25 protein-coding genes are annotated in these 26,099 nt (G+C 70.5%); 7 read left to right on the top strand and 18 right to left on the bottom strand.

Annotated elements, in window-relative coordinates; genetic code table 11:
• Positions 1 to 10: 10 nt before the first annotated feature.
• The 6 genes from tatC to pafA all read right to left on the bottom strand — a co-directional run bounded on the left by tatC (position 11) and on the right by pafA (position 5,830).
• A complete protein-coding gene (gene tatC, locus ACQSSQ_RS10210) occupies positions 11 to 868 on the bottom strand; it encodes a twin-arginine translocase subunit TatC (RefSeq protein WP_431326969.1) in 858 nt (285 codons plus the stop codon).
• Between the two features lie 65 nt (positions 869 to 933).
• Complete coding sequence (tatA, locus tag ACQSSQ_RS10205; protein WP_431326968.1) at positions 934 to 1,197, bottom strand: Sec-independent protein translocase subunit TatA; 264 nt, start codon at positions 1,195 to 1,197, stop codon at positions 934 to 936.
• A 189-nt stretch (positions 1,198 to 1,386) separates the two neighbouring features.
• Positions 1,387 to 2,355, bottom strand: a complete 969-nt coding sequence (locus ACQSSQ_RS10200; protein ID WP_431326967.1) for a helix-turn-helix transcriptional regulator — start codon at positions 2,353 to 2,355, stop codon at positions 1,387 to 1,389.
• A complete protein-coding gene (locus ACQSSQ_RS10195; protein WP_431326966.1) occupies positions 2,352 to 3,314 on the bottom strand; it encodes a helix-turn-helix transcriptional regulator in 963 nt (320 codons plus the stop codon). The genes ACQSSQ_RS10200 and ACQSSQ_RS10195 overlap by 4 nt, the downstream gene beginning before the upstream one ends.
• 100 nt (positions 3,315 to 3,414) lie before the next feature.
• The gene (locus ACQSSQ_RS10190) at positions 3,415 to 4,377 is read right to left on the bottom strand and encodes an FKBP-type peptidyl-prolyl cis-trans isomerase (RefSeq protein WP_431326965.1); all 963 of its coding nucleotides are present in this window, start codon (positions 4,375 to 4,377) and stop codon (positions 3,415 to 3,417) included.
• A gap of 91 nt (positions 4,378 to 4,468) precedes the next feature.
• Complete coding sequence (pafA, locus tag ACQSSQ_RS10185; RefSeq protein ID WP_431326964.1) at positions 4,469 to 5,830, bottom strand: Pup--protein ligase; 1,362 nt, start codon at positions 5,828 to 5,830, stop codon at positions 4,469 to 4,471.
• A 156-nt stretch (positions 5,831 to 5,986) separates the two neighbouring features.
• On the opposite strand from pafA, the gene ACQSSQ_RS10180 reads away from it, so the two are divergent.
• Both ACQSSQ_RS10180 and ACQSSQ_RS10175 read left to right on the top strand, forming a co-directional pair.
• Positions 5,987 to 6,976, top strand: coding sequence for an ATP-binding cassette domain-containing protein (locus ACQSSQ_RS10180; RefSeq protein WP_431326963.1), 990 nt, complete (start codon positions 5,987 to 5,989; stop codon positions 6,974 to 6,976).
• On the top strand, positions 6,973 to 7,812 hold the full coding sequence (locus tag ACQSSQ_RS10175) for an ABC transporter permease (protein ID WP_431326962.1): 840 nt from the start codon (positions 6,973 to 6,975) through the stop codon (positions 7,810 to 7,812). The genes ACQSSQ_RS10180 and ACQSSQ_RS10175 overlap by 4 nt, the downstream gene beginning before the upstream one ends.
• A 49-nt stretch (positions 7,813 to 7,861) precedes the next feature.
• On the opposite strand, the gene prcA is transcribed toward ACQSSQ_RS10175, so the two are convergent.
• Genes prcA through ACQSSQ_RS10160 form a run of 3 tightly spaced genes read right to left on the bottom strand, consistent with a single transcriptional unit; the run spans position 7,862 to position 9,627 of the window.
• Positions 7,862 to 8,560 (bottom strand): proteasome subunit alpha, encoded by a 699-nt coding sequence (gene prcA / locus ACQSSQ_RS10170; RefSeq protein WP_431326961.1) that lies wholly within the window; start codon positions 8,558 to 8,560, stop codon positions 7,862 to 7,864.
• A gap of 42 nt (positions 8,561 to 8,602) precedes the next feature.
• The gene (gene prcB, locus ACQSSQ_RS10165) at positions 8,603 to 9,418 is read right to left on the bottom strand and encodes a proteasome subunit beta (RefSeq protein ID WP_431326960.1); all 816 of its coding nucleotides are present in this window, start codon (positions 9,416 to 9,418) and stop codon (positions 8,603 to 8,605) included.
• Positions 9,418 to 9,627 (bottom strand): ubiquitin-like protein Pup, encoded by a 210-nt coding sequence (locus tag ACQSSQ_RS10160; protein ID WP_431326959.1) that lies wholly within the window; start codon positions 9,625 to 9,627, stop codon positions 9,418 to 9,420. The genes prcB and ACQSSQ_RS10160 overlap by 1 nt, the downstream gene beginning before the upstream one ends.
• A gap of 158 nt (positions 9,628 to 9,785) precedes the next feature.
• Between ACQSSQ_RS10160 and ACQSSQ_RS10155 the strand changes: the two genes are divergently transcribed.
• The gene (locus tag ACQSSQ_RS10155) at positions 9,786 to 10,430 is read left to right on the top strand and encodes a hypothetical protein (protein WP_431326958.1); all 645 of its coding nucleotides are present in this window, start codon (positions 9,786 to 9,788) and stop codon (positions 10,428 to 10,430) included.
• Here the strand turns inward: ACQSSQ_RS10155 and dop are convergent.
• Positions 10,417 to 11,934 carry a depupylase/deamidase Dop gene (gene dop / locus ACQSSQ_RS10150; RefSeq protein ID WP_431326957.1) on the bottom strand — a complete coding sequence of 506 codons (1,518 nt, stop codon included), beginning with the start codon at positions 11,932 to 11,934 and terminating at the stop codon, positions 10,417 to 10,419. The two genes, ACQSSQ_RS10155 and dop, sit on opposite strands and share 14 nt — an antisense overlap.
• Before the next feature lie 60 nt (positions 11,935 to 11,994).
• Here dop and ACQSSQ_RS10145 point away from each other — a divergent pair, with 60 nt between their 5' ends.
• Positions 11,995 to 12,501, top strand: a complete 507-nt coding sequence (locus tag ACQSSQ_RS10145) for an NUDIX hydrolase (protein ID WP_431326956.1) — start codon at positions 11,995 to 11,997, stop codon at positions 12,499 to 12,501.
• A gap of 28 nt (positions 12,502 to 12,529) precedes the next feature.
• Here the strand turns inward: ACQSSQ_RS10145 and metH are convergent, their stop codons facing one another.
• From metH to ACQSSQ_RS10120, 5 genes are all read right to left on the bottom strand, one after another.
• The gene (metH, locus tag ACQSSQ_RS10140) at positions 12,530 to 16,321 is read right to left on the bottom strand and encodes a methionine synthase (protein WP_431326955.1); all 3,792 of its coding nucleotides are present in this window, start codon (positions 16,319 to 16,321) and stop codon (positions 12,530 to 12,532) included.
• Positions 16,322 to 16,445: 124 nt separating this feature from the next.
• The gene (locus ACQSSQ_RS10135; protein ID WP_431326954.1) at positions 16,446 to 16,925 is read right to left on the bottom strand and encodes a GNAT family N-acetyltransferase; all 480 of its coding nucleotides are present in this window, start codon (positions 16,923 to 16,925) and stop codon (positions 16,446 to 16,448) included.
• Positions 16,926 to 16,960: 35 nt separating this feature from the next.
• Positions 16,961 to 18,721 carry a proteasome ATPase gene (arc, locus tag ACQSSQ_RS10130; protein ID WP_431326953.1) on the bottom strand — a complete coding sequence of 587 codons (1,761 nt, stop codon included), beginning with the start codon at positions 18,719 to 18,721 and terminating at the stop codon, positions 16,961 to 16,963.
• A gap of 226 nt (positions 18,722 to 18,947) precedes the next feature.
• Positions 18,948 to 19,844, bottom strand: coding sequence for a tRNA (adenine-N1)-methyltransferase (locus ACQSSQ_RS10125; protein WP_431326952.1), 897 nt, complete (start codon positions 19,842 to 19,844; stop codon positions 18,948 to 18,950).
• Positions 19,837 to 21,024 (bottom strand): M50 family metallopeptidase, encoded by a 1,188-nt coding sequence (locus ACQSSQ_RS10120; protein WP_431326951.1) that lies wholly within the window; start codon positions 21,022 to 21,024, stop codon positions 19,837 to 19,839. The genes ACQSSQ_RS10125 and ACQSSQ_RS10120 overlap by 8 nt, the downstream gene beginning before the upstream one ends.
• Before the next feature lie 64 nt (positions 21,025 to 21,088).
• On the opposite strand from ACQSSQ_RS10120, the gene ACQSSQ_RS10115 reads away from it, so the two are divergent.
• The 3 genes from ACQSSQ_RS10115 (at position 21,089) to ACQSSQ_RS10105 (ending at position 24,106) form a co-directional block, all read left to right on the top strand.
• The gene (locus ACQSSQ_RS10115; protein ID WP_431326950.1) at positions 21,089 to 21,979 is read left to right on the top strand and encodes a RecB family exonuclease; all 891 of its coding nucleotides are present in this window, start codon (positions 21,089 to 21,091) and stop codon (positions 21,977 to 21,979) included.
• Between the two features lie 160 nt (positions 21,980 to 22,139).
• A complete protein-coding gene (locus ACQSSQ_RS10110; protein WP_431326949.1) occupies positions 22,140 to 22,730 on the top strand; it encodes an ArsR/SmtB family transcription factor in 591 nt (196 codons plus the stop codon).
• Entirely contained in the window at positions 22,727 to 24,106 is a 1,380-nt protein-coding gene (locus tag ACQSSQ_RS10105) for an MFS transporter (protein WP_431326948.1), read from the top strand. Before ACQSSQ_RS10110 ends, ACQSSQ_RS10105 begins: the two co-directional genes overlap by 4 nt.
• Here the strand turns inward: ACQSSQ_RS10105 and ACQSSQ_RS10100 are convergent.
• The 3 genes from ACQSSQ_RS10100 to ACQSSQ_RS10090 form a co-directional block, all read right to left on the bottom strand.
• Positions 23,996 to 24,469, bottom strand: coding sequence for an anthrone oxygenase family protein (locus ACQSSQ_RS10100; RefSeq protein ID WP_431326947.1), 474 nt, complete (start codon positions 24,467 to 24,469; stop codon positions 23,996 to 23,998). The genes ACQSSQ_RS10105 and ACQSSQ_RS10100 overlap by 111 nt on opposite strands.
• Positions 24,466 to 25,170 (bottom strand): HAD family hydrolase, encoded by a 705-nt coding sequence (locus ACQSSQ_RS10095; RefSeq protein ID WP_431326946.1) that lies wholly within the window; start codon positions 25,168 to 25,170, stop codon positions 24,466 to 24,468. The genes ACQSSQ_RS10100 and ACQSSQ_RS10095 overlap by 4 nt, the downstream gene beginning before the upstream one ends.
• Before the next feature lie 72 nt (positions 25,171 to 25,242).
• Entirely contained in the window at positions 25,243 to 26,097 is an 855-nt protein-coding gene (locus ACQSSQ_RS10090; RefSeq protein WP_431326945.1) for a PAC2 family protein, read from the bottom strand.
• Positions 26,098 to 26,099 lie beyond the last annotated feature (2 nt).

Below are 26,099 nucleotides of genomic sequence, written 5' to 3'. Positions count from 1 at the left end.
GCCCTCAAGACTACGGGGCGGGCCTCGGGTCGTCCGGCGTGTCCAGGTCGCTCGGCAGGTCGTCCTCCGGCTGGTGCTCGACGGTGATGTCGGACATCTCGTCGTCGCCCACCGCCAGGCCCTCGGCCGCGGCACGCTTGGCTCGCCGCCGGTCGGTGAGGTGGGCGATGGCCTCCGCGATGAGGAACAGCAGGGTCATCGGCAGCGCCAGCACGACCATCGTCAGCGGATCGGTCGACGGCGTCGCGATCGCGGCGAAGACGAACGTCGCGACGATGATCCACGAGCGCGATCGCGCGAGCTGCGCCCCGGAGACCGCGCCCATCGCGTTGAGGAGCACCACGAACAGCGGGATCTCGAACGCCACCGAGAACACGAGCAGGATGCGCAGCACGAACGCCAGGTAGTCCGGGAGCGCGTTGAAGTTCGACGCGAAGTCGGGCGTGAACCCCATCAGCAGCTCGATGCCCTTGGGGAGCACCAGGTAGCCGGTGACGAACCCGATGATGAACAGCGGGCCCGCGATCGCGCAGAAGAGGATCGTCCAGCGCCGCTCGTTGCGGTGCAGCGCAGGGACGATGAAGGCCCAGATCTGGTAGAGCCAGACCGGGCTGGACACGACGAGGCCCGCGACGAGCGAGATCTTCAGCGCGAACGTGAACGGGTCCGCGATCCCCGAGAACGTCAGAGCCTCGTTGATGTCCTGACCGTTCTCCTCCAGCGTCTCGACGGCCTGGAAGTAGGGAACCGTCAGGAAGTCGAGCAGCTGGTCGTAGAAGAATGCCGCGAGCACCGTGCCCGCGACGATCGCCAGGACCGCCTTGAGGAGCCGGTCGCGCAGCTCGCGCAGGTGCTCCGCCAAGGGCATCGTGCCGTCAGGGGCCGCCGCCGGTCTCGGCCGCTTCCCCCTCGAGATGAGCGCCACGGGTCAGGTCAGGGCGTGTCGGGGTGCTTGTCGTACGAGCTCGGCCGGGTCGGCTGCACGACGTCGGACGGCAGAGCCGCCGGCTTCTCCGGTGCCGGCTGGGCGACGGGCTTCTCGTCGTCGTCGTCCATCAGGCCCTTGGTCTCCGACTTGAAGATCCGCAGGGCGCGGCCGGATCCCCGAGCGAGCTCGGGAAGCTTCTTCGCACCGAAGAGCAGGACCAGGACAGCCAGGATGAGGATGATCTCCATCGGGCCGATCTGCTTGAACATAGGGACCTCACGATCTCCGTGCGTCGTTGCGCAGGACGCGCTCCGTTGCGCCTTCAGTGGCATCGTACGCTGCCGCGGAAGCAGCAGTCGCGCGTACCGGCCAGCCGGACCGGATGTGGCCACGATAGCCACGTCCCGTTCACTCTGGCGACACCGGTCTCACGGCCGGCCCGGCCGGTCGGACGGGTCTCAGGACTCGTCGTACGCCGCCAGCGAGGCCCTGGTCTCGCTCGCCACCTGCTCGGCGAGCCGCCGGGGCTCGACGACGCGGATGTTGCCGGCCGCGCGCAGCACGAAGCGCTTCAGCCACGCCTCGTCCCCCGTCACGACCTTGATCAGCACCCAGCCGTGGTCGTCGGTGCCGAGCTCGGTGTGGTCGACGTACTCGCGGACCCACAGCGCGTTCGGGTGCAACGCGATCACGGCCTCCGCGTCGCCCTCGTGGGGCTCGAAGAGGTGGGTCGTGTAGTCACGGCGCTCCACGCCCTCGTGCTCGGCGACGGGCGTCTCGAGGACCTCGATGCCCTCGACGCGGTCGAGCCGGAAGAGGCGTACGGCGTCGGCGCGGTAGCACCATCCCTCGAGGTAGAGCCTGCCCTCGGCGGTGATCAGGCGCAGCGGGTCGACGTCGCGCTCCGTCCGCTCGTCGCGGGACTCGACGCGATAGGTCAGGTGGACGCGCCGGCCCCGGGCGAGCGCGTCGGCGGCCCGCTCGTGGACCGCGGACGCAGGCTCGTCGACGAGGATCTCGGCCGCGTCCACACCGCGCTCGGAGCCGCCCGTCGCCGCCTGGAGCTTGGCCAGGGCCGACTCGATCGCCGGCTGGTCCTGGCCGCCGGCCGTCTCGCGCAGCGCACGCAGGGCGGTGATCAGGGACGCCGCCTCGTAGCCGTTGAGCCGCAGGGGCCGGCCGAGGAAGTCCGCGTTGTCGATGTAGACGACCCCGTCGGCGGTGAGGGCGTCCATGTCGATGTCGATCATCTCGCCCGTCACCGCCTCGGGGAGGCCGCAGAACCAGAGGACGTTGAGGTCCTTGACGATCTGCGCCTTCGGGACGCCGAAGAGGTCGGCGACCTCCGCCACGGGGACGCCGTCGTTGGTGCGCAGGAACGGGACGAGCGCGAGCATGCGCTCGATCTGCTTCGCGGACGGGCTCACAGCTCCGCCACCTCCAGGACACGGGCGAGACGGGAGCGCACCTCGGTGCGCAGCTCGGCGGGCGAGACGGCCACGGCGTCGGCGCCGTACGACGCGATCTCGGTCGCCAGCTCCCCGACCGAGCCGTACGGGAGCTGGATGAGGTCCCAGCCGTCCTCGGTCGGTTCCTGCTTCGTGGCGCGTCGCCGCAGCCCGAGGCCACGACCCTTGCGGACGCGCACCACCGCGTCGGCCGTGGGAGGCGCCGGGAAGAGCGACGCGGCGATCTCGCGCACGTCGGCGTCGTCGGGCACGTCGAACTCGTGGGGTGCGCCGGCCGGCTGGACGTCGCCCACGACACGGCTGAGGCGGAAGAGCCGCTGGTCGGCGCGGTCGCGGTCGTAGCCGACCAGGTACCAGCGGCCGTGCCACGACACCAGCCGCCACGGCTCGACGATCCGCTGGGCGCGGGCGCCGTCCGCGCGCTCGTAGAGGAACGTGACGGGCGTGCGGCTGACGACGGCCTCCCAGATCGGCTCGAATGCCGGCTCGCTGGCGGCGAGCCTGGGCTCGACCCCGGACAGCGCCTCCGGGTCGACCGGGACCCCGGCGGCCAGCAGCTTGCGCAGCGCCACCGCGGTCGCCTCCCCCAGGCGCGCGCTCTGCCAGACCCGGGCGGCCACGCCGATGACGGCTGCCTCCGCGGGCTCCAGGTCGATCGGCGGGAGCTCGAACTCCTCACGGCGGATCCGGTAGCCCGGCTCCACGCCGTGGTAGGACTCGGTCTCCCCCACCTCGATCGTGATCCCGATCGTCCGCAGCGACTCCTTGTCGCGCTCGAACATGCGGTCGAACGCCGTGTCGGACTGGCCGCGGTAGGGCTCGATGACCTCCCGGATGCGGGACTTCGGGAGGTAGGTCGGTGTCACCAGGAGGGCGATGAGGAGATTCATCAGCCGCTCGGTCGTGCGTGGTGCCACCAGGTGCTCCTCGTCGGGTCGGACCAGCAGGTCAGCCCGCGAAACGCAGGCCAGCCAATAAACTACAGCGTTCGACCCGACGAGGAGGACAGGCTCCGGGCTACTCCGTCGGGGTCGCCGTGGGGCTCGGCGTGTCCGTCGCGGCCGGGGCGCCCTTCTTGACCAGGTCGACGACGAACACGAGGGTGTCACCGCCGTTGATGCCGCCCTGCGGGTTGCCGGCCGAGCCGTAGCCGTCGGCGTACGGGATGGTGACGAGGACGCGGCTGCCGATCTTCTGGCCGACGAGCCCGGTGATGAAGCCCGGGATCATCTGGCCCTGCGTCAGCTGGAAGTCGACGGTGTCGCCACGGTCGTACGAGCTGTCGAACGTCGCGCCGTCGCGGCCGTTGACGCCGATGTAGCGGACGGTGACGGTGTCGTCGGCCTTGACGGTCGCGGCCTTCTTGTCCTTCGCCGGGATGACGACCTTGGACTCGGTCTTGGCGACGACGAGCGGCTTCTTGTCGAGCTTGACCGTCGGCTTCTTGCCCCAGGCGCCGGTGACGGTCACGTCGTCGATCGTGCCGGTGGCCTTCGGCGCCTCCCACTTGGAGATGACGTCGGCGACGACGAGCATCGTCTCCTTGGCCTGGTCGGTGCCCTCCTGCGCGCCCAGGTCCTTGCCGGTGACGCCGATGAGGACGCGGGTGCCGAACGGCTTGCCGATCACGGCCGGCGAGATGATCTGGTCCTGGTCGGCGCTCATCGGGGTCGCGCCGCTGGCGTCGGTCTCGAACGTGTTGCCGAGCTCCTCGCCGTCCTTGGCCTGGATGATGACGTACTTCATCACGACGTCGTCGCCGTCGGCGACCTTGGCGCCGTCGCCCTCGGTGATGACGCGGGTCGTGACCTTGTCGACCTCGACGCCCTTGGCGTCCTCGACCTTGGGCGCCTCGCCGACCTTGCCGGTGACCTTGACCGAGTCGAGGTCGCCCGCGTCGGAGTCGTCGTCACCTCCCCCGCCACAGGCGGCGGTGAGGACGAGGAGCGGGGCGATGATGACGGCTGCTAGGCGGCGCACGCGGAGGCAACTTTCACTCGGGGGGCTGGGCAACGTCAGCAACCGTAGCCGACGAACCTCAGAATTCGATGAGTGAGGCTGAGAACGACGGTCACATCCCGTCGATCAGCTTCTGGACCCGCTCGTCGTGGGCACGGAAGGGGTCCTTGCACAGCACCGTGCGCTGAGCCTGGTCGTTCAGCTTGAGGTGCACCCAGTCCACCGTGAAGTCCCGCCGGCGCTCCTGCGCACGCTTGATGAACTCGCCGCGCAGACGGGCGCGGGTGGTCTGCGGGGGCTTCGACTTGGCCTCGAAGATCGCGAGGTCGTCGGTCACCCGCGCCACCGCACCCTGGCGCTCCAGCAGGTAGTAGAGGCCGCGGTCGCGGAGGATGTCGTGGTAGGCGAGGTCCATCTGCGCGATGCGCGGGTGGCTCCAGGTGAGGTTGTTCTTCTCGCGGTAGCGGTCGAGCAGGCGGTACTTGATGACCCAGTCGATCTCGCGCTCGACCAGCGACAGGTCCTCGGACTCCACCGCCTTGAGGGTGCGCTCCCACAGCTCGAGCGCACGGGCCGCCACGGGGTCGTCCGGGTTGTGGCGGTCGACGAAGGCGCGCGCCTTGCCGAGGTACTCGGACTGGATCTCCAGCGCCGACAGCTCGCGCCCGTTGGCGAGCGACACCTTGCGGCGTCCGGTCATGTCGTGCGAGATCTCGCGGATGGCCCGGATCGGGTTGTCGAGGGTGAGGTCGCGCATCGGGATGCCGGCCTCGATCATCTGCAGCACGAGGTGGGTCGTCGCCACCTTGAGCAACATCGTCGTCTCGCTCATGTTGGAGTCGCCGACGATCACGTGGAGCCGGCGGTAGCGCTCGGCGTCGGCGTGCGGCTCGTCGCGGGTGTTGATGATCGGTCGCGAGCGTGTGGTCGCCGACGAGACGCCCTCCCAGATGTGCTCGGCGCGCTGCGACACCGAGAACATGGCGCCCCGAGGCGTCTGCTGGACCTTGCCCGCGCCGCAGATGATCTGGCGCGACACCAGGAACGGGATGAGGATGTCGGCGATCCGGCTGAACTCGCCGTCGCGCGAGACGAGGTAGTTCTCGTGGCAGCCGTAGGAGTTGCCGGCCGAGTCGGTGTTGTTCTTGAAGAGGTAGATGTCGCCGAGGATCCCGTCCTCGCGCAGCCGCGTCTGGGCGTCGAGCAGGAGCCCCTCGAGCACCCGCTCCCCCGCCTTGTCGTGCGTGACGAGCTCCACGATGTCGTCGCACTCGGGCGTCGCGTACTCCGGGTGGCTGCCGACGTCGAGGTAGAGGCGTGCGCCGTTGCGCAGGAACACGTTGCTGCTGCGGCCCCAGGAGACGACCCGGCGGAAGAGGTAGCGCGCCACCTCGTCGGGAGACAGGCGTCGCTGTCCGCGGAACGTGCACGTGACGCCGTACTCGTTCTCGATGCCGAAGATCCGTCGCTCCACGTCTCCACCCTATGCCCGAAGTGGTCGCGGCACCTGTGCGTTCACCACGGGTCCGCCGACGACTTTTTCGGTCGAGTTCTGTCTGTCCCTTGTGCAAGGCTGAGTGATCTTCCTAAAAGGAACAGTTGGACCGTGCAACGACACAAGGTGAGGGACATGGAGAGCGGCATCGCGATCGAGACGCACGAGCTGGTGAAGACGTTCGGGGACAAACGGGCGGTGGACGGGATCGACCTCCGGGTGCCGGAGGGAGGCGTGTACGGCTTCCTCGGGCCCAACGGAGCGGGCAAGACGACGACCATCCAGATCCTCGCGACGCTGCTGCGCCCGGACGGCGGGTCCGCGCGCGTCCTCGGGCACGACGTGGTCTCGGAGGCCGACGCGGTCCGCAGCGTCGTGAGCCTCACCGGCCAGTACTCCTCGGTCGACGAGGACCTGACCGGCCGCGAGAACCTGCAGCTCCTGGGCCGCGTCCTCGGGTTCTCCCGGGCGCAGGCCCGCAGCCGCTGCGACGACCTCCTGGAGGCGTTCGGGCTCACCGACGCGGCCAACCGCCAGGCCAAGCGCTACTCCGGCGGCATGCGGCGACGGCTCGACATCGCCGCGAGCATCGTCGTCACGCCGCAGCTGCTCTTCCTCGACGAGCCGACGACCGGTCTCGACCCCCGCAGCCGCATCCAGGTGTGGGACATCGTCCGGTCGCTCACCGCACGCGGCACGACGGTGCTCCTGACCACGCAGTACCTCGACGAGGCCGACCAGCTCGCCGAGCGGATCGCGGTGATCGACGCCGGCAAGGTCATCGCGGAGGGCACGAGCAGCCAGCTCAAGGCCGAGGTCGGCTCCGGAGCGCTGCACGTGCACCTCATGGACGCCGCCGACCGCCCGCGTGCGATCGACGTGCTCACGCGGGCGTTCGGGCACGAGGTGTTCCCCGGGTCCGACCCGGCCGACGTCACGGGCCGCGTCGACGACCGCACCAAGGTCCCGGTCGCCCTGGCGACGCTCGCCGCGGACGGCGTGGAGCTCGCCGGCTTCAGCTACGGCCAGCCGACGTTGGACGAGGTGTTCCTCGCGCTCACGGGCCACACCGCGGAGGACGCCGAGGCCGCCGACCAGACCGACACCGAAGGAGCGATGGCATGACGACGACGACCAGCACCGACACGCGGATCGCCGCCGAGAAGCTCGACGCCGTCCTCGCGACCGGCCCGCGTCCCCCGCGGGCGAGCGCGCTGACGACGTCGCTGGCCTTCGGGTGGCGCGCGATCCTGCGCATCAAGCACGTCCCGGAGCAGCTCTTCGACGTGACGCTGTTCCCGGTCATCTCGGTCCTGCTCTTCACGTACCTGTTCGGCGGCGCGATCGCCGGCTCGACGACCGCCTACCTGCAGTTCGTCCTGCCCGGCATCCTGGTCCAGACGGTCGTGATGATCACGATGTACACCGGGGTCGCGATCAACACCGACATCGAGAAGGGTGTCTTCGACCGGATCCGCACGCTGCCGATCTGGCGGCCGTCGGCGCTCGTCGGCGCGCTGCTCGGGGACGCGGTGCGCTACACCCTGGCGTCGATCTTCGTCGTCACGCTCGGCCTCATCCTGGGCTACCGGCCTGACGGCGGTCCCGTGGGCGTGGTCCTCGGCATCGCCGTGCTGATGGTGTTCAGCTTCGCGTTCAGCTGGATCTGGACGTGGGTCGGCCTGCTCGCCCGCAGCCCTCAGTCGGTGATGGGGATCAGCATGATGGTGCTGTTCCCGCTGGCATTCCTCAGCCCGGTCTTCGTCGACCCGTCGACGATGCCGGACTGGCTGCAGACGTTCGTGGAGATCAACCCGATCTCCCATGCCGTCTACGCCGTGCGAGGCCTGATGTCCGGGGATGCCGTCGGCGACGAGGTCATGTGGACGTTCGTCGCGTCGGCAGTCATCCTCGCGATCTTCGCGCCGCTGACGATGCGGGCCTACAGCCGGCGTCGCTGAGCGCGGACCGCTGGGTCGTCGCCGCCCGAGACATCGGGCGGCGACGTCGTCAGCCGGCGGCGAGCGCCTCGTCGACCTGGGCGTCGGTCAGCCGCTTGAACTTGCGCGGCTGGCTGCGGGTCCGGTCGAGCACCGCCACCTCGAGGTTGTCCGCGACGAGCGTGCGCGGCGTCGTGTCGTCGTGCCCGAGCGCTCTGGCGGCCAGGCCGATCGCCGCGGCCAGACCCAGGCCCTCGGAGTACTGCTCCTTGAGGTAGCCCTCGGCCGACTCCGCCTGCCCGCCCATGACGGCGTGCCCCTGGATGTCGGCGACGGAGCCGTCGTACGTCAGCCGATAGATCTGGTCCTGCGCCGCCGTTGCCCCGACCTCGGCCACGAACAGCTCCACCTCGTACGGCTTCTCGCCGCCGGAGGAGAAGATCGTGCCGAGCGTCTGCGCGTACGCGTTGGCGAGACCGCGGCCCGTGACGTCGCTGCGGTCGTAGGAGTAGCCCCGCAGGTCGGCCAGCCGGACGCCGGCGATGCGCAGGTTCTCGAACTCGTTGTAGCGCCCCACCGCCGCGAACCCGATGCGGTCGTAGATCTCGCTGATCTTGTGCAGGGCGTTGGACTGGTTCTCGGCGACGAAGAGCACGCCGTCGGCGTACTGGACGACCACGACGCTGCGGCCGCGGGCGATCCCCTTCCGCGCGAAGTCCGCGCGGTCCTTCATCAGCTGCTCGGGCGAGACGTAGAACCCTGCGCTCACGTGAGTCCTCTCTGGTCAGGCGTACGGCGGTGGGTCGGGGCGTCAGTCCAGCGGGGCCGAGGGCCCGTCGGGACGGACCATGCGGCCACCGATCACGCGGTCGGCGATGGCCGCGGTGGTGTCGTCGTCGTACGCGCGGTATCCGTCGGCGGTGATGACGGCGACCATCGGGAAGATGCGGCGCGTCAGGTCAGGGCCCCCGGTCGCCGAGTCGTCGTCGGCCGCGTCGTACAGCGCCTGGATGCACGCGGTGACCGTCTCGGTCTCGTCGAGGTCCGGGGAGTACAGCTTCTTGAGGGCGCCGCGGGCGAAGGTCGACCCCGACCCGACGGAGTGGAAGGAGCGCTCCTCGTTGCGGTTGCCGGTGACGTCGAAGACGAAGATGCGTCCGACGCCGGCATCGAGGTCGTACGCCGCGAACAGCGGCACGACCGCGAGCCCCTGCATCGCCATCGCGAGGTTGTTGCGGATGAGCGTCGCGAGGCGGTTGGCCTTGCCGTCGGTCGAGAGCGGCGTGCCCTCGATCTTCTCGTAGTGCTCGAGCTCGAGCTGGAAGAGGCGCGTCATCTCGACCGCGATGCCCGCGGTGCCGGCGATGCCGACCGCGGAGAACTCGTCGGCCGGGAAGACCTTCTGGATGTCGCGCTGGGCGATGACGTTGCCCATCGTGGCGCGGCGGTCGCCGGCCATGACGACGCCCCCGGGGAAGGTCGCCGCCACGATGGTCGTCGCGTGGGTCACCTGGTGGGCGACGGACGCGTCCGCCAGCCGGGCCGCGGGGAGCAGCTCGGGCTGGTGTCGTGCGAGGAACTCGGTGAAGGAGGACGAACCGGCCGTGAGGAACGCCTCAGGCAGCATCACTGCCCACCCTTCTGCACGAAGCTGCGCACGAACTCCTCGGCGTTCTCCTCGAGCACGTCGTCGATCTCGTCGAGGATCGAGTCGATGTCGTCGTCGAGCTTCTCCTTGCGCTCGGCGACGTCCTCCGAGGGCTCGACCTGGACGTCTTCCTCGTCCTCGGTGCTCTTGCGTGTGGTCTTGTGCTGCTGCCCACCGTCGCGTGCCATCGCAAACCTCCTCGAGTCGGCTGTGCGTGCCGTGGACTCGACCCTATACCGCAGCGGTGACCGAGCGCGTGCGACTTCGCGGGCGGCGAACGCAGGGCCCGACGGTGCAGCCGACCGACGGTGCCGGAAGCCCTGGCGCCCAGTGAAAGACTGGGCCCATGGACGAGCCTGACGGCGGCTGGCGCAACACGACGCACGACTGGCGCCGCGGGGTCGACGTCTCCCACCTGGAGGCGGTCAGGGCGTCGGCGAGCGCGTACGCACCGGGCGGCACCCTCCACCTCGTGCTCGAGGTGCTCGCGTACGCCGCCGACGAGGCGGAGGCGCGTGGCGCTGGACGAGCCGCGGTCACGGTCTATGCCGACGGGTCGGTCGAGGTGGCCGACGACGGCCGGGGCACCGACACCCGTACGGACCTGGCGGGCGAGGTCGTCAAGAAGCCGGTGATGGCCACGCGCGACCTGCGGTTCTTCGACGCGCCCGCTCCCCCGCTCCTCGGCGACGGCCACCCCCGGCGCGGGATGTCGGTGGTCGCCGCGCTGAGCACGCGCCTCGTCCACACGAACCGTCGGACGAACGGCTCGTGGCGGCAGGGGTACGAGCACGGGGTGCCCGTGACCGGTCTCGAGCCGATCCAGGACGACGGGAGCACGGGGACCACGGTGCGGTTCTGGCCGGATCCCCTTCTCCGCTCCCTGGACGGCGACGCGCTCGCGGTGGTGGCCCGCGCGGCGTCGACGCCTCGTCTCGCCGTCGAGCTGGCGGTCCCCGCGACCGCTCCGGAGCGCCCTAGCGTCCCGTGATCGCGTCGAACAGGCCCTGGGCGGTGTCGTGGGCCTCGAACAGCCCTCCGACGTGCTCGCGGGTCCCTCGCAGCGGCTCCATGGTCGGGATTCGCTGGAGCGTGTCGCGGCCGGGGAGGTCGAAGATCACCGAGTCCCACGACGCTGCCGCCACCGCCTCGGGATAGCGCGTGAGGCACTGTCCGCGGAAGTAGGCGCGCGTGTCGTCCGGCGGCTGCGTGACAGCGCGCTCGACCTCGGTGTCGGAGAGGAGCCGCTTCATCCGCCCCGAGCGGACGAGACGGTGGTAGAGCCCCTTCTCCGGGCGGAGGTCGGCGTACTGGAGGTCCACGAGGTGCAGCTTGGCGTGGTCCCAGTCGAGCCCGTCGCGCTCGCGGTAGGACTCCAGGAGCGCGAGCTTGGCCACCCAGTCGAGCTCATCACGCAGCTGGAACGCGTCCTCCGCGAGCCGGGTCAGCACCGACTCCCAGCGGTCGAGGACGTCCTTGGTCTGCCCGGCGGCCGGGTCCTCGCCGTCGTGGCCCTGCTCGACGAACGTCTTCGCCTTCTCGAGGTAGGCCCACTGCAGGTCCAGCGCCGTGATCGTGCGGCCGTCCGCGAGCTCGACCGCCGTGGTCAGGGAGGCGTCGTGGGAGATCGCGTGCAGCGCGTTGACGGGTTGTGCGAGCTCGAGCCCGCTCCTGAGGAAGCCAGCCTCGATCATCGCGAGCACCAGCGCGGTCGTGCCGAGCTTGAGGTACGCGGCGATCTCCGACATGTTGGCGTCGCCGATGATGACATGCAGGCGGCGGTACTTGGACGGGTCGGCGTGCGGCTCGTCGCGGGTGTTGATGATCGGGCGCTTCAGCGTCGTCTCGAGACCGACGCCGACCTCGAAGTAGTCGGCGCGCTGGCTGATCTGGAAGCCGCTCTCGGAGCCGTCCTGCTGGCGCCCCACCCGTCCGGCGCCGCAGACGACCTGGCGGGAGACGAAGAACGGCGTGAGGTGCTCGACGATCGCGCCGAACGGCACGTCGCGGCGCATCAGGTAGTTCTCGTGGGCCCCGTACGAGGCGCCCTTGTTGTCGACGTTGTTCTTGTAGAGCAGGAGCCCCGGCGACCCGGGGAGCTGCGAGGCGAGGTCGGCGCCGCGCTGCATGACCAGCTCGCCGGCCTTCTCCCACAGCACGACGTCGCGCGGGTTGGTGCACTCGGGCGTGGAGTACTCCGGGTGCGCGTGGTCGACGTAGAGCCGGGCGCCGTTGGTGAGGATGACGTTGGCGAGACCGAGGTCCTCGTCGGTCAGCTGCGTCGGGTCGGCGCGGTCACGGCTGAGGTCGAAGCCGCGGGCGTCACGGAGCGGATTCTCCTCCTCGAAGTCCCACCGGGCGCGTCGGGTCAGTCCGTGAGCGCTCGCGTACGCGTTCACGACCTGGGTCGAGGCCACCATCTGGTTGGCCGTGGGCTGCCCCTTGACCGAGATGCCGTACTCGACCTCGGACCCCATCACCCGTCGCACCGTCATGCCGCCAGCCTAGCCGCGGCTGCCGCGCTCCCCCGGAAACCGCGCTGTCATGATGGCCCCGTGGACGAGATCGTGGCGCTGTACGACGACGGCGGGCGTCCCTGCGGATCGGCGCCCCGGTCACGGGTCCGGCGCGAGAACCTGCACCACGCCGCGACGGCGGTCGTCGTGCTCGATCCTGCGGGGCAGGTCTACGTGCACCGCCGCACCGACACCAAGGACGTCTTCCCCGGGATGTACGACGTGTGCGCCGGCGGCGTCCTGCTCGCGGGCGAGGCGCCGTACGACGGGGCCGTCCGTGAGGTCGCCGAGGAGCTCGGGATCACCGGGGTCGCGCTGGAGCCGATCTTCACCGGACGGTACGACGACGAGCACACCTCGTACCAGGCGTTCGGCTACCTCGTCGACGGGTGGGACGGCCCGATCCGGTGGCAGCCCGAGGAGGTCGCGTGGGGCGGCTGGATGCCGCTCGAGGACGTCGTACGCCGTCTCGACGACCCGGCATGGCCGCTCGTGCCCGACTCGTACGCGCTGGTCGGGCCGTGGTTGCGCGCCCGCGCGCGCTGACGCGCGCTCGGGGCGGCCGGCGTACGGGTCAGTCGTCCTCGGTGCGGTAGCCCAGGTTGGGCGAGAGCCACCTCTCCGCCTCTGCCACCGTCCAGCCCTTGCGCTTGGCGTAGTCCTCGACCTGGTCGCGCCCGATCCGTCCCAGGACGAAGTAGCGCGAGTCCGGGTGCGAGAAGTAGAGGCCGCTGACCGCCGCGCCCGGCCACATCGCCATGCTGTCGGTCAGCTCGATCCCCGTGCTGCGCTCGACGTCGAGGAGCTCCCAGATCGTCTGCTTCTCGGTGTGCTCCGGGCACGCCGGGTAACCCGGGGCCGGGCGGATGCCGGAGTAGCTCTCCTTGATCAGGTCGTCGTTGGTCAGCGCCTCGTCGGGGGCGTAGCCCCAGAACTCCTTGCGGACCCGCTCGTGGAGTCGCTCCGCGAACGCCTCGGCCAGCCGGTCTGCGAGCGACTCGAGCAGGATCGCGCTGTAGTCGTCGAGGTCCTTCTTGAACTCGGCGATCTTCTCGGCCGCACCCAGGCCTGCCGTGACCGCGAAAGCTCCCACGTAGTCGCGGAGCCCGGTGTCCTTGGGTGCGACGTAGTCCGCGAGCGACTTGCGTGCCGAGCCCTCGCGCCCCTCGCCCTGCTGGCGCAGCGCGTGCAGGGTGGTCAGGACCTCGGTGCGCGTCTCGGCGGTGTAGACCTCGATGTCGTCGCCGGGCACCTGGCTCGCCGGGAAGAGACCGAACACGCCGTTGGCGCGGATCCACTTCTCGTCGATGATCCGGTCGAGCATCGCCTGCGCATCGTCGTACAGCTTGCGCGCCGCCTCACCCGTCGACGGGTTGTGGAGGATGTCGGGGAACCTGCCGCGCATCTCCCACGCGTTGAAGAACGGCTGCCAGTCGATGTAGTCGCGCAGCTCCTCGAGCGAGTAGTCGGTGAGCGTCCGGACGAACTGGATGTGCCCTTCGTGGCGGTGGTCGCAGCCCGGACCGCTGCAGACGTCGCGCGCCTGCTGCAGCAGCATGTGCGGCCGCGGCGGGCGGTAGTCGCTCCAGTCGATCGGCGTGGCCTGGGCGCGGGCGCCCTCCAGCGTGAGCAGCGCCCGCGTGCTCTGCCGGGCGGCGTGGCGTTCGCGCAGCGAGGCGTAGTCGGCATCGGTGTCGGCAAGCAGCTGCGGACGCTGTTCGTCCGACAGCAGGGCCGCGACGACCGGGACCGAGCGGGAGGCGTCCTTCACCCAGAGGACCGGGCCGTGGTACTTCTGGTCGACCTTGACCGCCGTGTGGGCCCGCGACGTCGTCGCACCGCCGATGAGCAGCGGGATGTCGAACCCCTGGCGCTCCATCTCCGAGGCGAGGTTGACCATCTCGTCGAGCGACGGCGTGATGAGGCCGGACAGGCCGATGACGTCAGCGTTCTCGGCCTTGGCGGTGTCGAGGATCTTCTGCGCAGGCACCATGACGCCAAGGTCGACGACGTCGTAGTTGTTGCACTGCAGGACCACACCCACGATGTTCTTGCCGATGTCGTGCACGTCGCCCTTGACCGTCGCCATGACGACCTTGCCGTTGCTGCGCTCGGCGTCGCCGGGCTGCTTCTCGGCCTCGATGAACGGGATGAGGTAGGCGACGGCCTTCTTCATCACCCGAGCCGACTTCACGACCTGCGGCAAGAACATCTTGCCCTCGCCGAACAGGTCGCCGACGACGTTCATGCCGGCCATGAGGGGGCCTTCGATGACCTCGATCGGGCGACCGCCACGGTCGGCGATCTGCTGCCGCAGCTCCTCGGTGTCGGACTCGGCGTACTCGTCGATGCCCTTCACGAGCGCGTGCGTGATCCGCTCGTCGACCGGGAGCGAACGCCACTCCTCGTTGGCGACCTCCTTCGCCGCGCCGTCACCGGCGAAGTCGCCGGCGATCTCCAGCAGCCGCTCGGTCGCGTCCGGCCTCCGGTTGAGCACGACGTCCTCGATGCGCTCGCGCAGCAGCTCAGGCACCTCCGCGTAGACCTCGAGAGCGCCGGCGTTCACGATGCCCATGTCCATGCCGGCGGCGATCGCGTGGTAGAGGAACACCGCGTGGATCGCCTCGCGGACAGGATTGTTGCCGCGGAACGAGAACGACACGTTGGAGACGCCGCCCGAGACCAGGGCGTGCGGGAGGTTCTGCTTGATCCAGCGGGTGGCCTCGATGAAGTCGACCCCGTACGCGGCGTGCTCCTCGATGCCGGTCGCGACCGCGAAGACGTTGGGGTCGAAGATGATGTCCTCGGCGGGGAACCCCACCTCGTCCACCAGGATCCGGTAGGCGCGCTCGCAGATCTCCTTGCGCCGCTGGAGGGTGTCGGCCTGACCGTCCTCGTCGAAGGCCATCACCACGATCGCGGCACCGTAGCGGCGGCACAGCCGCGCGTGCTCGACGAACGCCTCGACGCCCTCCTTCATCGAGATCGAGTTGACGATCGGCTTGCCCTGGACGCACTTGAGCCCGGCCTCGATGACCTCCCACTTCGAGGAGTCGACCATGACGGGGACGCGGCAGATGTCCGGCTCGGAGGCGATCAGGTTGAGGAACCGCACCATCGCCTCGACGCCGTCGATCATCCCCTCGTCCATGTTGACGTCGATGACCTGCGCGCCGTTCTCGACCTGCTGGCGCGCGACGTTGAGGGCCGTCGTGTAGTCGCCGGCCTTGATGAGGTTGCGGAAGCGGGCCGACCCGGTGATGTTGGTGCGCTCGCCGACGTTGACGAACAGCGTGTCCTCGACGACGGTGACCGGCTCGAGACCGGCCAGCCGCAGCGCGGGGGTCGTCGTCGGAGGCACCCGCGGCGCCGTGTCGGCGACCCTGGCGGCGATCGCCTCGATGTGCGCCGGTGTGGTCCCGCAGCACCCGCCCACGAGGTTGACGAAGCCGGCGTCGGCGAACTCCCCGAGGATCGCCGCGGTCTCGTCGGGCGCCTCGTCGTACTCGCCGAAGGCGTTGGGCAGACCCGCGTTGGGGTAGCAGCTGACGAAGGTGTCCGCGATCCGCGCGATCTCCGCGATGTAGGGACGCATCTCCTTGGCGCCGAGCGCACAGTTGAGGCCGACCAGCAACGGCTGCGCGTGGCGGACCGAGTGCCAGAACGCCTCCGTGACCTGACCCGACAACGTGCGGCCCGAGGCGTCGGTGATGGTGCCGGAGATGATGACCGGCCACCTGCGGCCGTGCTCGGCGAACACCGTCTCGACGGCGAAGATGGCCGCCTTGGCGTTGAGCGTGTCGAAGATCGTCTCGATGACGACGATGTCGGCCCCGCCGTCGAGCAGGCCGCGGGTCGCGGTGGCGTACGCCTCGACCAGCTCGTCGTACGTGACGTTGCGGGCACCGGGATCGTTGACGTCGGGCGAGATCGACGCCGTTCGCGAGGTCGGCCCGAGGGCTCCCGCGACGTAGCGCGGGCGGCCGGTGGCTTCGGCGACCTCGTCGGCGGCGGCTCGTGCGAGGGCCGCGGACGCGTGGTTGAGCTCGTACGCGAGGTCCTCCATGCCGTAGTCGCGAAGCGAGATCGCGTTGGCGTTGAAGGTGTTGGTCTCGATGATGTCGGCGCCCGCGGCGAGGTACTCACGGTGGATGCCGGTGATGATCTGCGGCTGCGTGAGTGACAGCAGGTCGTTGTTGCCCTGCACGTCCGACGGCCAGTCCTTGAACCGCTCACCGCGGTAGCCGGCCTCGTCAGGACGGTCGCGCTGGATCGCCGTGCCCATCGCCCCGTCGAGCACGAGGATGCGCGACCGCAGCGCCTCGGTCAGCTCGTCGGTCGCGTCCGGACGGTGGTGGCTGCTCACAACGCGTGCCCTTCCGAATGGGTGAGGAGATGGCGAACGCCAGCCTCGAGCCTAGTCCACCGCCGTCGGCCGACGGCGGTCATCAACCCTCCGTCCAGCATGTGAACGGGACGGTCAGCGCGTCTCAGGCGAGGGCCTTCCCGAGGTAGACCGACAGCGGATCCTGGGCGTAGTAGCCGAACGGCTCGACGTCGGCGTAGCCCGCCGAGCGGTAGAGCGCGATCGCCTCCGGCTGGAGACGGCCGGTCTCCAGGATCACCTCGGCTGCGCCCGCCTCCGCGGCTGTCGCCTCCAGCCACGCCAGCACCCGTCGCGCGTAGCCCCGACCGCGGGCGGACTCACGGACGTACATCCGCTTGACCTCGGCCCGGCCGTCACCCAGCAGCCGCCACCCGCCCGTGGCGACCGGCGTGCCGTCGACGTCGTACGCCACCGCGAACACGCCACCGGGCGCACGGAACTGCGCGGCGTCGGTCGGACCCTCGTCCGGGCTGCCGTAGCGGCGGACGTACTCGGCCTGCACCTCGGCGATCAGCGTCACGGCGTCGGCGTGGTCGTAGCCGACGGCGCGGATGTGGAGCGGGACGGTCGTACGCGCGGTCACGGAACCATTGTCCGTGACCGCGGCGCACGCCCCTCTCAGAGGTACTGCCCGGTGTTGGCGACGGTGTCGATGGACCGACCCGGCTCGCTGCCCTGCTTGCCGGAGATGAGCGTGCGGATGAAGACGATCCGCTCGCCCTTCTTGCCCGAGATCCGCGCCCAGTCGTCGGGGTTGGTCGTGTTGGGCAGGTCCTCGTTCTCCTTGAACTCGTCGAGGCACGCCTGCAGCAGGTGCTGGACGCGCAGCCCCTTCTGGTGCAGCTCGAGGAAGTCCTTGATCGCCATCTTCTTGGCGCGGTCGACGATGTTCTGGATCATCGCGCCGGAGTTGAAGTCCTTGAAGTAGAGGACCTCCTTGTCACCGTTGGCGTAGGTGACCTCCAGGAAGCGGTTCTCCTCCGACTCCGCGTACATCCGCTCGGTGGTGCGCTGGATCATCGCCGCCACGCACGCGTCCTTGTCCCCCGCGAACTCGGCGAGGTCGTCCTCGTGGAGCGGCAGGGTCCGGGTGAGGTACTTGGAGAAGATGTCGCGCGCCGACTCGGCGTCGGGGCGCTCGATCTTGATCTTCACGTCGAGGCGTCCCGGGCGCAGGATCGCGGGGTCGATCATGTCCTCGCGGTTGGAGGCACCGATGACGAGGACGTTCTCGAGGCCCTCCACACCGTCGATCTCGCTCAGCAGCTGCGGCACGATCGTGTTCTCCACGTCGGAGGAGACGCCCGACCCACGGGTGCGGAACAGCGAGTCCATCTCGTCGAAGAACACGATGACCGGGGTGCCCTCGGACGCCTTCTCACGCGCGCGCTGGAACACCAGGCGGATGTGCCGCTCGGTCTCGCCGACGTACTTGTTGAGCAGCTCGGGGCCCTTGATGTTGAGGAAGTAGGAGCGCCCCTCCTCGCCCGTCTTGGCCGAGACCTTCTTGGCCAGCGAGCTCGCGACCGCCTTCGCGATCAGCGTCTTGCCGCAACCCGGCGGACCGTACAGCAGGACGCCCTTCGGTGGCTTGAGCTCGTGCTCGACGAAGATCTCCGGGTAGAGGTACGGCAGCTCGACCGCGTCGCGGATCGACTCGATCTGGCTGTGGAGCCCGCCGATGCTCGAGTAGTCGATGTCCGGCACCTCCTCCAGCACCAGCTCCTCGACCTCCGACTTGGGCACCCGCTCGTAGACGTAGCCCGCCCGGGAGTCGAGCAGCAGAGAGTCGCCGGCGCGCAGCCGCGTGTCCTGCAGCGAGTCGGCGATGCGGGCGATGCGCTCCTCGTCAGCGTTGCCGATGACGAGCGCGCGCTCCCCGTCGGCGAGCAGCTCCTTGAGCATGACGACCTCGCCGACGGTCTCGAAGTCGAGCGCGGCGACGACGTTGAGCGCCTCGTTGAGGATGACCTCCTGACCGCGCCGCAGGTCCTCGACCTCGACCGACGGGCTCACGTTGACCCGCAGCTTGCGGCCGCCGGTGAACACGTCGACCGTGTCGTCCTCGTTGTGCTGGATGAACGTGCCGAACCCCGTCGGGGGCTGCGCCAGCCGGTCGACCTCCTCCTTGAGGGACAGGATCTGGTCGCGCGCCTCTCGCAGCGTGTCTCCGAGGCGCGCGTTCTGGGCGGTCACGGCGGCGAGGCGAGCCTCGGTCTCGGCAAGGCGAGCGTCGACCGCGCTGTCGGGGCGGCCGGTCGCGAGGCGCCGGCGGAGGTGCTCGACCTCCGCGCGCAGGTAGTCGATCTCTGCCTGCTGCTGGTGCACGGTCTGCTCGGTCGCAGGCGGACGCCGGTCGGTGTGGTCGGACTCGCTCATGTCGTACCTCCCGCGAAGGCCGCCACACCGTGTGCCCCGTTCACCGCCGGGGTCGACCCGTGTGCGCGGCGTGCTGGCTCCTCGTACGACGACACTACCCGCCCCCGGTGACGAACCGCTCGCGTCCGAGCCGGGTTATCAGAATGAGATACGACGGGTGTGATTTACCTCACGTCGTACGGCCGTGGCTCGGCCGCGCGACCGTGCGGGCGCTGCCGGGTGGACGTCACTCCGGGAGGTCGGCGGGGCGGGGTCCGCTGTAGTCCGGGCCGTACGCGCCGGGGGCCGGTCGCCGCTTCTTGGCCAGCGCGCGCTGCCCGTGCGCCATCCGGCGCGAGGTCACGAGGAAGGCGGTGTGGCCGTTCATCGAGTGCTGCGGCCGCACCGCCAGGCCTTCGAGGTGCCACCCGCGCTGCATCGTCTCCCACGCCGCCGGCTCCGCGAACTCGCCGTGCGCGCGCAGCGTCTCCACGACCCGCGACATCTGCGTCGTGGTCGCGACGTAGCAGCACAGGATGCCGCCGGGAACGAGGACCTGGCCCGCGAGCGCGACGTACTCCCACGGGTCGACCATGTCGAGGATCATCCGGTCGACGTCGGTGTCGACGACGCTCTCCCCCAGCTCGCCCACGGTCAGCCTCCAGGCAGGGTGCGGGCCGCCGAAGAACTGCTCCACGTTGCGGGTCGCGATCTCGGCGAAGTCCTCCCGCTGCTCGTACGACGAGACCAGACCGCTCTCGCCGACCGCCCGCAGCAGGAACGTCGTCAGCGCGCCGGACCCGGCACCGGCCTCGAGGACGCGGGCCCCGGGGAAGATGTCGGCGAAGGTGACGATCTGCGTGGCGTCCTTGGGATAGATCACCGCCGCGCCGCGCGGCATGGACGTCGTGTACTCGTGCATGAGCGGGCGGAAGACCAGGTACTGGCCGCCGAGCGAGGACTCGACCACGATGCCCTCGGGCTGGCCGATCAGCGCGTCGTGCGCGATCTCGCCGAACTTCGTGAAGAACTTTTTGCCGTCCTCCAGCCGGATGTTGTGCCGTCGCCCCTTGGCGTCGGTGAGCCGAACCCACTCGCCGGCCGCCATCGGCCCGCGGTGCACCCCCGAGAGGCGCTCATCCATGCGTCTGCCTTCCTGCGTCGCCCTGCCTGCCACCTGGACGGACCCGCTCCGCGAACGCCGTGTCGACGTCCGTCATCACGAGGACGCCGTACAAGCGGTCGCCGTCGACGACGAGGTAATCGCTGGACGGAGTCCTCTGCATCGCCCGGATCAGCGCCTCGCCGGCGAGATCGACGGGCAGCGTGAGGCCCGGGGAGAGCGTACGCGCCAGCGCTCCGACGCTGACCCAGGGGCGTCGTTCCTCGGGCGTCGCGAGCACCGCGCGCTCGTCGACGATGCCGTCGATCGCGCCTGTCGCGCCGTGGACGACGATGGAGCCGGCGCCCGCCTGCCGGGCCTGGTCGATCGCCTGGTTCAACGGGGTGTCACGGGGTACGTCGAGCGCGCGGCGGGCGAGCCCCCGCGCGGTGAGCCCCGGCAGGCCGCGCCGGATCCGAGCGGCGACCAGCGCCTGGGAGGCCCCGGTCCAGAGGAACATCGCGACGACGAACGCGATCAGGTAGTCCAGGATCGTGATGTCGAAGCCGAAGAGCTCTCCACCCACGAACGGGAACGCCAGCGCCAGGAGCGCGACGACGCGCCCGCCGTACCCGGCGGCGACCGAGCCGGCGTACGGGTTGCCGGTGGCCTTCCAGACGGCCGCACGGAAGACGCGACCGCCGTCGAGCGGGAGGCCAGGAAGCAGGTTCAGGACACCGACGACCAGGTTGGCGAGCGCGAGCGCGCGGAACGCGAAGAGGAGGAGACCCGAGTCGGGGACGAGCAGCGCCGCGCCCCAGGACGCGGCTCCGACCGCGAGCGAGGTGAGGGGGCCGACGACCGCGATCCAGAACTCCCGTCCCGGCGTGTCCGGCTCGCCCTCGATCTCGGTGACGCCGCCGAGGAAGTTGAGGGTCACGGAACGCACGTCGTACCCGAATCCCTTGGCGACCAGCGCGTGGGAGATCTCGTGCAGCAGCACGGAGAGGTAGAGCAGCACCGCGAAGGCGAGCCCGGCCACGAAGGTGAGGGCCCCGAGGCCTGGCGCGATGATCTCGATGGTCGGCTGGAGGACGAACGCGATGAGGACCGCGACAAGCAGCCACGAGGAGCGCACGAGCACGTCGATCCCCCCGATCTCGCCGAGGCGCAGCGTGCCCGGAGGGCGGGTGCGTGAGGGGGGTGTGGACGACGCGTTCACGTCGTCCACCGTATCGGGTCGTGGCACACCGGGATTGTCGGTCGCCTGACCTAGGCTGACCGACATGAGGACGGAGACCGTGGAGCGCACGCTGGTGGACGGTGTCGACGTGATCGGCTCCCTCTCCCCCAGCCGCGCGTCGGACTTCATGACGTGCCCGTTGCTCTACCGCTTCCGCGTGGTCGACCGCATCCCCGAGGAGCCGTCGCCGGAGGCGGTCCGGGGCACCCTCGTGCACGCGGTGCTGGAGGACCTGTTCGACGCCCCGGCCGCTGAGCGGACGCTCGAGCGCGCGCGCTCGATGGTCGGTCCCGCGTGGGCACGGCTGCAGGAGGCCCAGCCCGACGTGGCGGGTCTGTTCGACGACGGTGCTGCCCTCGCCGAGTGGCTCGGCAGCGCGGGCGACCTGCTCGGGTCCTACTTCGTGCTCGAGGACCCCCGTCGGCTGGAGCCGGCCGAGCGCGAGAAGTACGTCGAGACCGTGATCGACGGCGGTCTGCTGCTGCGCGGCTACGTCGACCGCGTGGACGTCGCGCCGACCGGCGAGGTGCGCGTCGTCGACTACAAGACGGGGCGGGCGCCGCGCGAGGTGTTCGAGGCCAAGGCGATGTTCCAGATGAAGTTCTACGCCCTGGTCATGTGGCGCACGACCGGCACGATCCCGACGCTGCTGCAGCTGATGTACCTCGGCAACGAGGAGATCCTCCGCTACTCCCCCGACGAGCAGGACCTCCTCGCGACCGAGCGCAAGCTCCGTGCGCTCTGGTCGGCGATCGAGCGTGCGTCCACCACGGGCGAGTGGCGGCCGCACAAGAGCGCGCTCTGCGCCTGGTGCGACCACAAGGCGCGGTGCCCCGAGTGGGGCGGCGTCATCCCGCCGCTGCCCGAGCGGGAGACGCTGCCGCTCGAGCCCGCGGTGCTCTCCCCCGCCGAGAGCCCGACCGCCGCCGACTGACGCCGGGTCACCTTCTGGGAGTTCCGGGTCACTCTCCGGTCGGCGCGAGCGCGTCCGTGCGGCGGGCGCCAGACGCTGACCCGGCGACGCCAGACGGTGACCCGGCGCGGATTGCAAAAGACTCTTTGCAAAATTCCCTTTGCAGTCTTACGCTCGCCTCATGTCCACGGATCAGAGTCGTGTCGTCCTCGACGCCTCCTCCCTCAAGGCGCTGGCGCACCCGCTGAGGGTGTCCCTGCTCGGCTCGCTGCGCCGGTACGGCCCTGCGACCGCGACGCAGCTCGGCGAGCGGCTCGGCATGAGCTCGGGCTCCGCGTCGTACCACCTGCGCCAGCTCGAGAAGGCCGGACTCGTCACCGACGACGCCACGCGGGGCAACGCCCGCGACCGCTGGTGGCGAGCCGCTCACCGGGTCACGGAGCTGCGCGGCGAGGACCTCGACCCCGCTGACGCCGACGCCGTCGACGAGTACCTCCGCTCGATTGCGGCGAGCTACACGCTGCTCCTCCAGCAGACCGTCAACGAGCGCACGACCATGGCGCCCGAGTGGCGCGACGCGATGGACATGAGCGACTACCTGCTAAGGCTGACCCCCGACGAGGCCAAGACCCTCGCAGTCCGTCTGCACGCCGTCGTGCGCGAGTTCCGCTACGACGTCCCCGAGAACCGCGCGCCCGAGGACGCCGACCGCGTGAGCGTGGTCCTCCAGATCCTCCCCCAGCCCGACAGCGCCGTGGCGGAGGAGTCGTGACGTCCGCAGCCACCCGGCGCACTCGCGCCCCGCTCGCCGGGCTCCTCCTCGCGATGGCCGTCGCGCTCACCGGCACACGCGTCTCGGCGATCGCCTTCCCGTGGTTCGTGCTGGTCACCACCGGCAGCGCGACCAAGACGGGTCTCGTGGCGTTCTGCGAGCTCACGCCGTACGTGGTGGTCAAGGCACTGACCGGTCCGTGGGTCGACCGTGTCGGCGGGCGCCTCGTGTCGTGGACCACCGACCTCGTCAGCGCCGCCGCGGCGGCCGCGATCCCGCTGCTCCACCTGCTGGACGCGCTCTCGCTGGAGGTCTTCCTCGTGCTCGTCGCCGTGGTCGGAGCGGCACGGGGACCGGGCGACCTGGCGAAGGAGATCATGATCCCGGAGGCGGCCGACCGGGCGAAGGTGCCTCTCGTCCGGGCGACCGGGCTCTCCGGCACCATCGAGCGGCTCGCCTCGACCGTCGGGCCCGCGGTCGGCGGGGCGCTGATCGCGTGGGTCGGTCCGGTCTCCGGCGTCGGGCTGACGGCAGCGTGCTTCGTCCTCGGCTCCGCGCTGGTCGGCCTGAGTCTGCCGCGCGGGATGGGCGGACCGGACCACGAGCACAGCTCCGAGGACAGCGCGGACGGCGGCGAAGGCGAGGCCGCGCCGCTCCCCTACCTCCACCGGCTCGGGGAGGGCTTCTCGTTCCTGCGCCGCGATCCGCTCCTCGTCGCGATCGTCGTCATGGTCGGCATCACGAACCTGCTCGACATCGCGTTCGTCGCAGTCCTGCTCCCCGTCTGGGCGCACGAGTCGGGCGCAGGCGCGGGCACGCTCGGCCTCGTCCTCACCCTGACGAGCGCGATGGCCGTGGTCGGGAGCCTGCTCGCCTCGGCGTTCGCCCACCGGATGCGCCGGCGGCCGGTGTTCTTCCTCGGGTTCCTCGTGGCCGGGGCGCCACGGTTCCTCGTCCTGCTCGCCGACCCGCCCCTCCCGGTCCTGCTGACGGTCTTCGCCATCGGCGGGCTGGGGTCGGGCTTCCTCAACCCGATCCTGAGCGCCGTCTTCTTCGAGCGGGTCCCGCGTCGCCTGTACGGGCGGGTCGGTGCGCTCACCGACGCGGTCGCATGGGCCGGGATGCCGATCGGGGGTCTCGCGGCCGGGGTCGTGGTCACGGCCGTGGGACTGTCCCCGGTGCTGCTCGTCAGCGGCGTGGCCTACTTCCTCACGACCACGCTGACCAGCCTGCGGCCGGAGTGGCGCGAGATGGACGCGGGTCGGTCAGGCGGCGAGCGCGGTGGCGTACGCGAGGAGGGCGATGCCGGAGAGGACGGCTCGGACGTGGTTGCCCAGGGTCCAGGGCCGGGAGTATCCCACCCAGGCGACGCGTGAGGCCTCGGCGTCGGACGCGTCCACCGCGTCGATCGCGTTGTTGCGCGGGATGTGGAAGGCGCCCGTCAGCACGATCGTGAGCAGGTACGCGAAGGAGCCGGCGAGCAGCCACCCGCGCTCGACGTCCTCAGCGGCGAACGCGAGGACGACCAGCGCGACGGCCACCACCGCCGTACCGGAGAACCACACCTGGAACCCCGGGCGCACGGCCCACCGGTTGGTCTCCTGCATGAACGCCACGGCCTCGTGCGGCGGGCGCCGGTCGAGCGACGGCATCACCATCACGGAGAACGCCACGTAGACCCCCGCCATCACGCCGGCGCCGAGGGCGCCCAGCGCGGTGACGACGGTCGCGACGGTCACGGGACCAGGCCGTCCTGGAGGGGCAGCAGCAGCGCGCCCAGGTCGCACGGATCGAGTCCCGCGAGCGAGTCGACCTGGGTCCGGCGCTCGCCGGCGTCCACCGCGACGAGGTTGGGCACGACGAGGACGTGGCAGCCCGCAGCCGACGCCGACCGCGTGCCGGTGTTGGAGTCCTCGATCGCGACGCAGCGCTCGGGAGCGACGCCCAGCGCCGCCGCGGCGGAGAGGTACGGCTCGGGGTGCGGCTTGCCGTTGGTGACGGTGTCCCCGGTGACGACCGCACCGAAGGGGTTGTCGCCCAGCCGCGCGATCATCGGCTCGGCGATCGCGGAGTACGACATGGTGACCAGTGCCTGCGGGACCCCTGCCTCGGCGAGCGCGGCGATCATCTCGCGCGCTCCCGGACGCCACGCGAGGTCGCCGCTGCGCATGTGCTCGGCGACCGTGCCGACGAGGGCGTCCACGACGTCCTCGGCCATGATCGGGAGGCCCATCCGGCGGGTGATCTCCCGTCCGGCCTCCAGCAGGTCGCTCCCGACGAGGTCGAGGCCGTCCTGCTCCGACCAGGTTGCGCCGAATCGACCAGCGAGCGCGAACTCCGCCGCGAGCCAGACCGGCTCGGTGTCGACGATCGTGCCGTCGAGGTCCCAGAGGACCGCGTCGGGCAGTGCGGTGCGGGTGGCGCAGTCGGACAGGCTCATCGGCTCGCTTCGTGTCAGGAGGGAGCGGGTGCCACCCGCGATCGGCCGAGGTCGAGTCTACGCGAGCGAGGGTTACGTATCGGTGTCGCGCGAGCGACGCTTCAGGTAGCGCTCGAACTCGCGCGCGATCGCGTCGCCGGACGCCTCGGGGAGCTCGGAGGTGTCGCGTGCCTCCTCGAGCGACTCGACGTAGGCCGCGATCTCGGAGTCCGAGCTCGCCAGCTCCTCCACGCCTCGCTCCCACGCACGAGCGAGGTCGCGGAGGTCGCCCAGCGGCAGGCTGATCTCGAGGATGTCCTCGAGGTAGCCGAGAAGGGCGAGGGTCGCCTTCGGGCTCGGCGCCTGTGCGACGTAGTGCGGCACGGCCGCCCACAGCGACACGGTCGGCAGACCGGACTCGCTGCTCGCGACGGTGAAGACCCCGTTGATGCCGGTCGGGCCCTCGTACTGGGACTCCTCGACGTGCAGGCGCGCGGCGAGGTCGGCGTCGCTCGTGGAGCCGGTGACGGGGATCGGGCGGGTGTGCGGCGTGTCGGCCAGGAGCGCGCCGAGCGTGACGACGCCGCGGACCGAGAACCGGTCGGCGAGCATGAGCAGCTCGTCGCAGAACGGGAGCCAGCGCATGTTCGGCTCGAGGCCTCGGACGAGGAGGACGTCGCGGTCCGAGCCCACGGGACGCGCGACGAAGACCCGCGTCGTGGGCCACGAGATGGACCGCTCGCCGTCGTCGTCGCGGCCGATGTAGGGCCGGTTGACCTGGTAGTCGTAGTAGTCGTCCGGATCGAGCTCGGCGACGAGCTCCGCGTCCCACCACTCGATCAGGTGGTCCACGGCTTCCGTCGCGGCTTCCGCGGCGTCGTTCCAGCCCTCGAAGGCGACGACCATCCAGGGGTCGACGACCGCGGGGAAATCGCTCTGCTCGCTCACCC

This window comes from Mumia spirodelae (assembly GCF_050632745.1).
In the GTDB taxonomy this organism is placed as follows: domain Bacteria; phylum Actinomycetota; class Actinomycetes; order Propionibacteriales; family Nocardioidaceae; genus Mumia.
The sequence above is the reverse complement of the archived record's forward strand: the minus strand, read 5'-3'. Positions and strand labels throughout refer to the sequence as shown.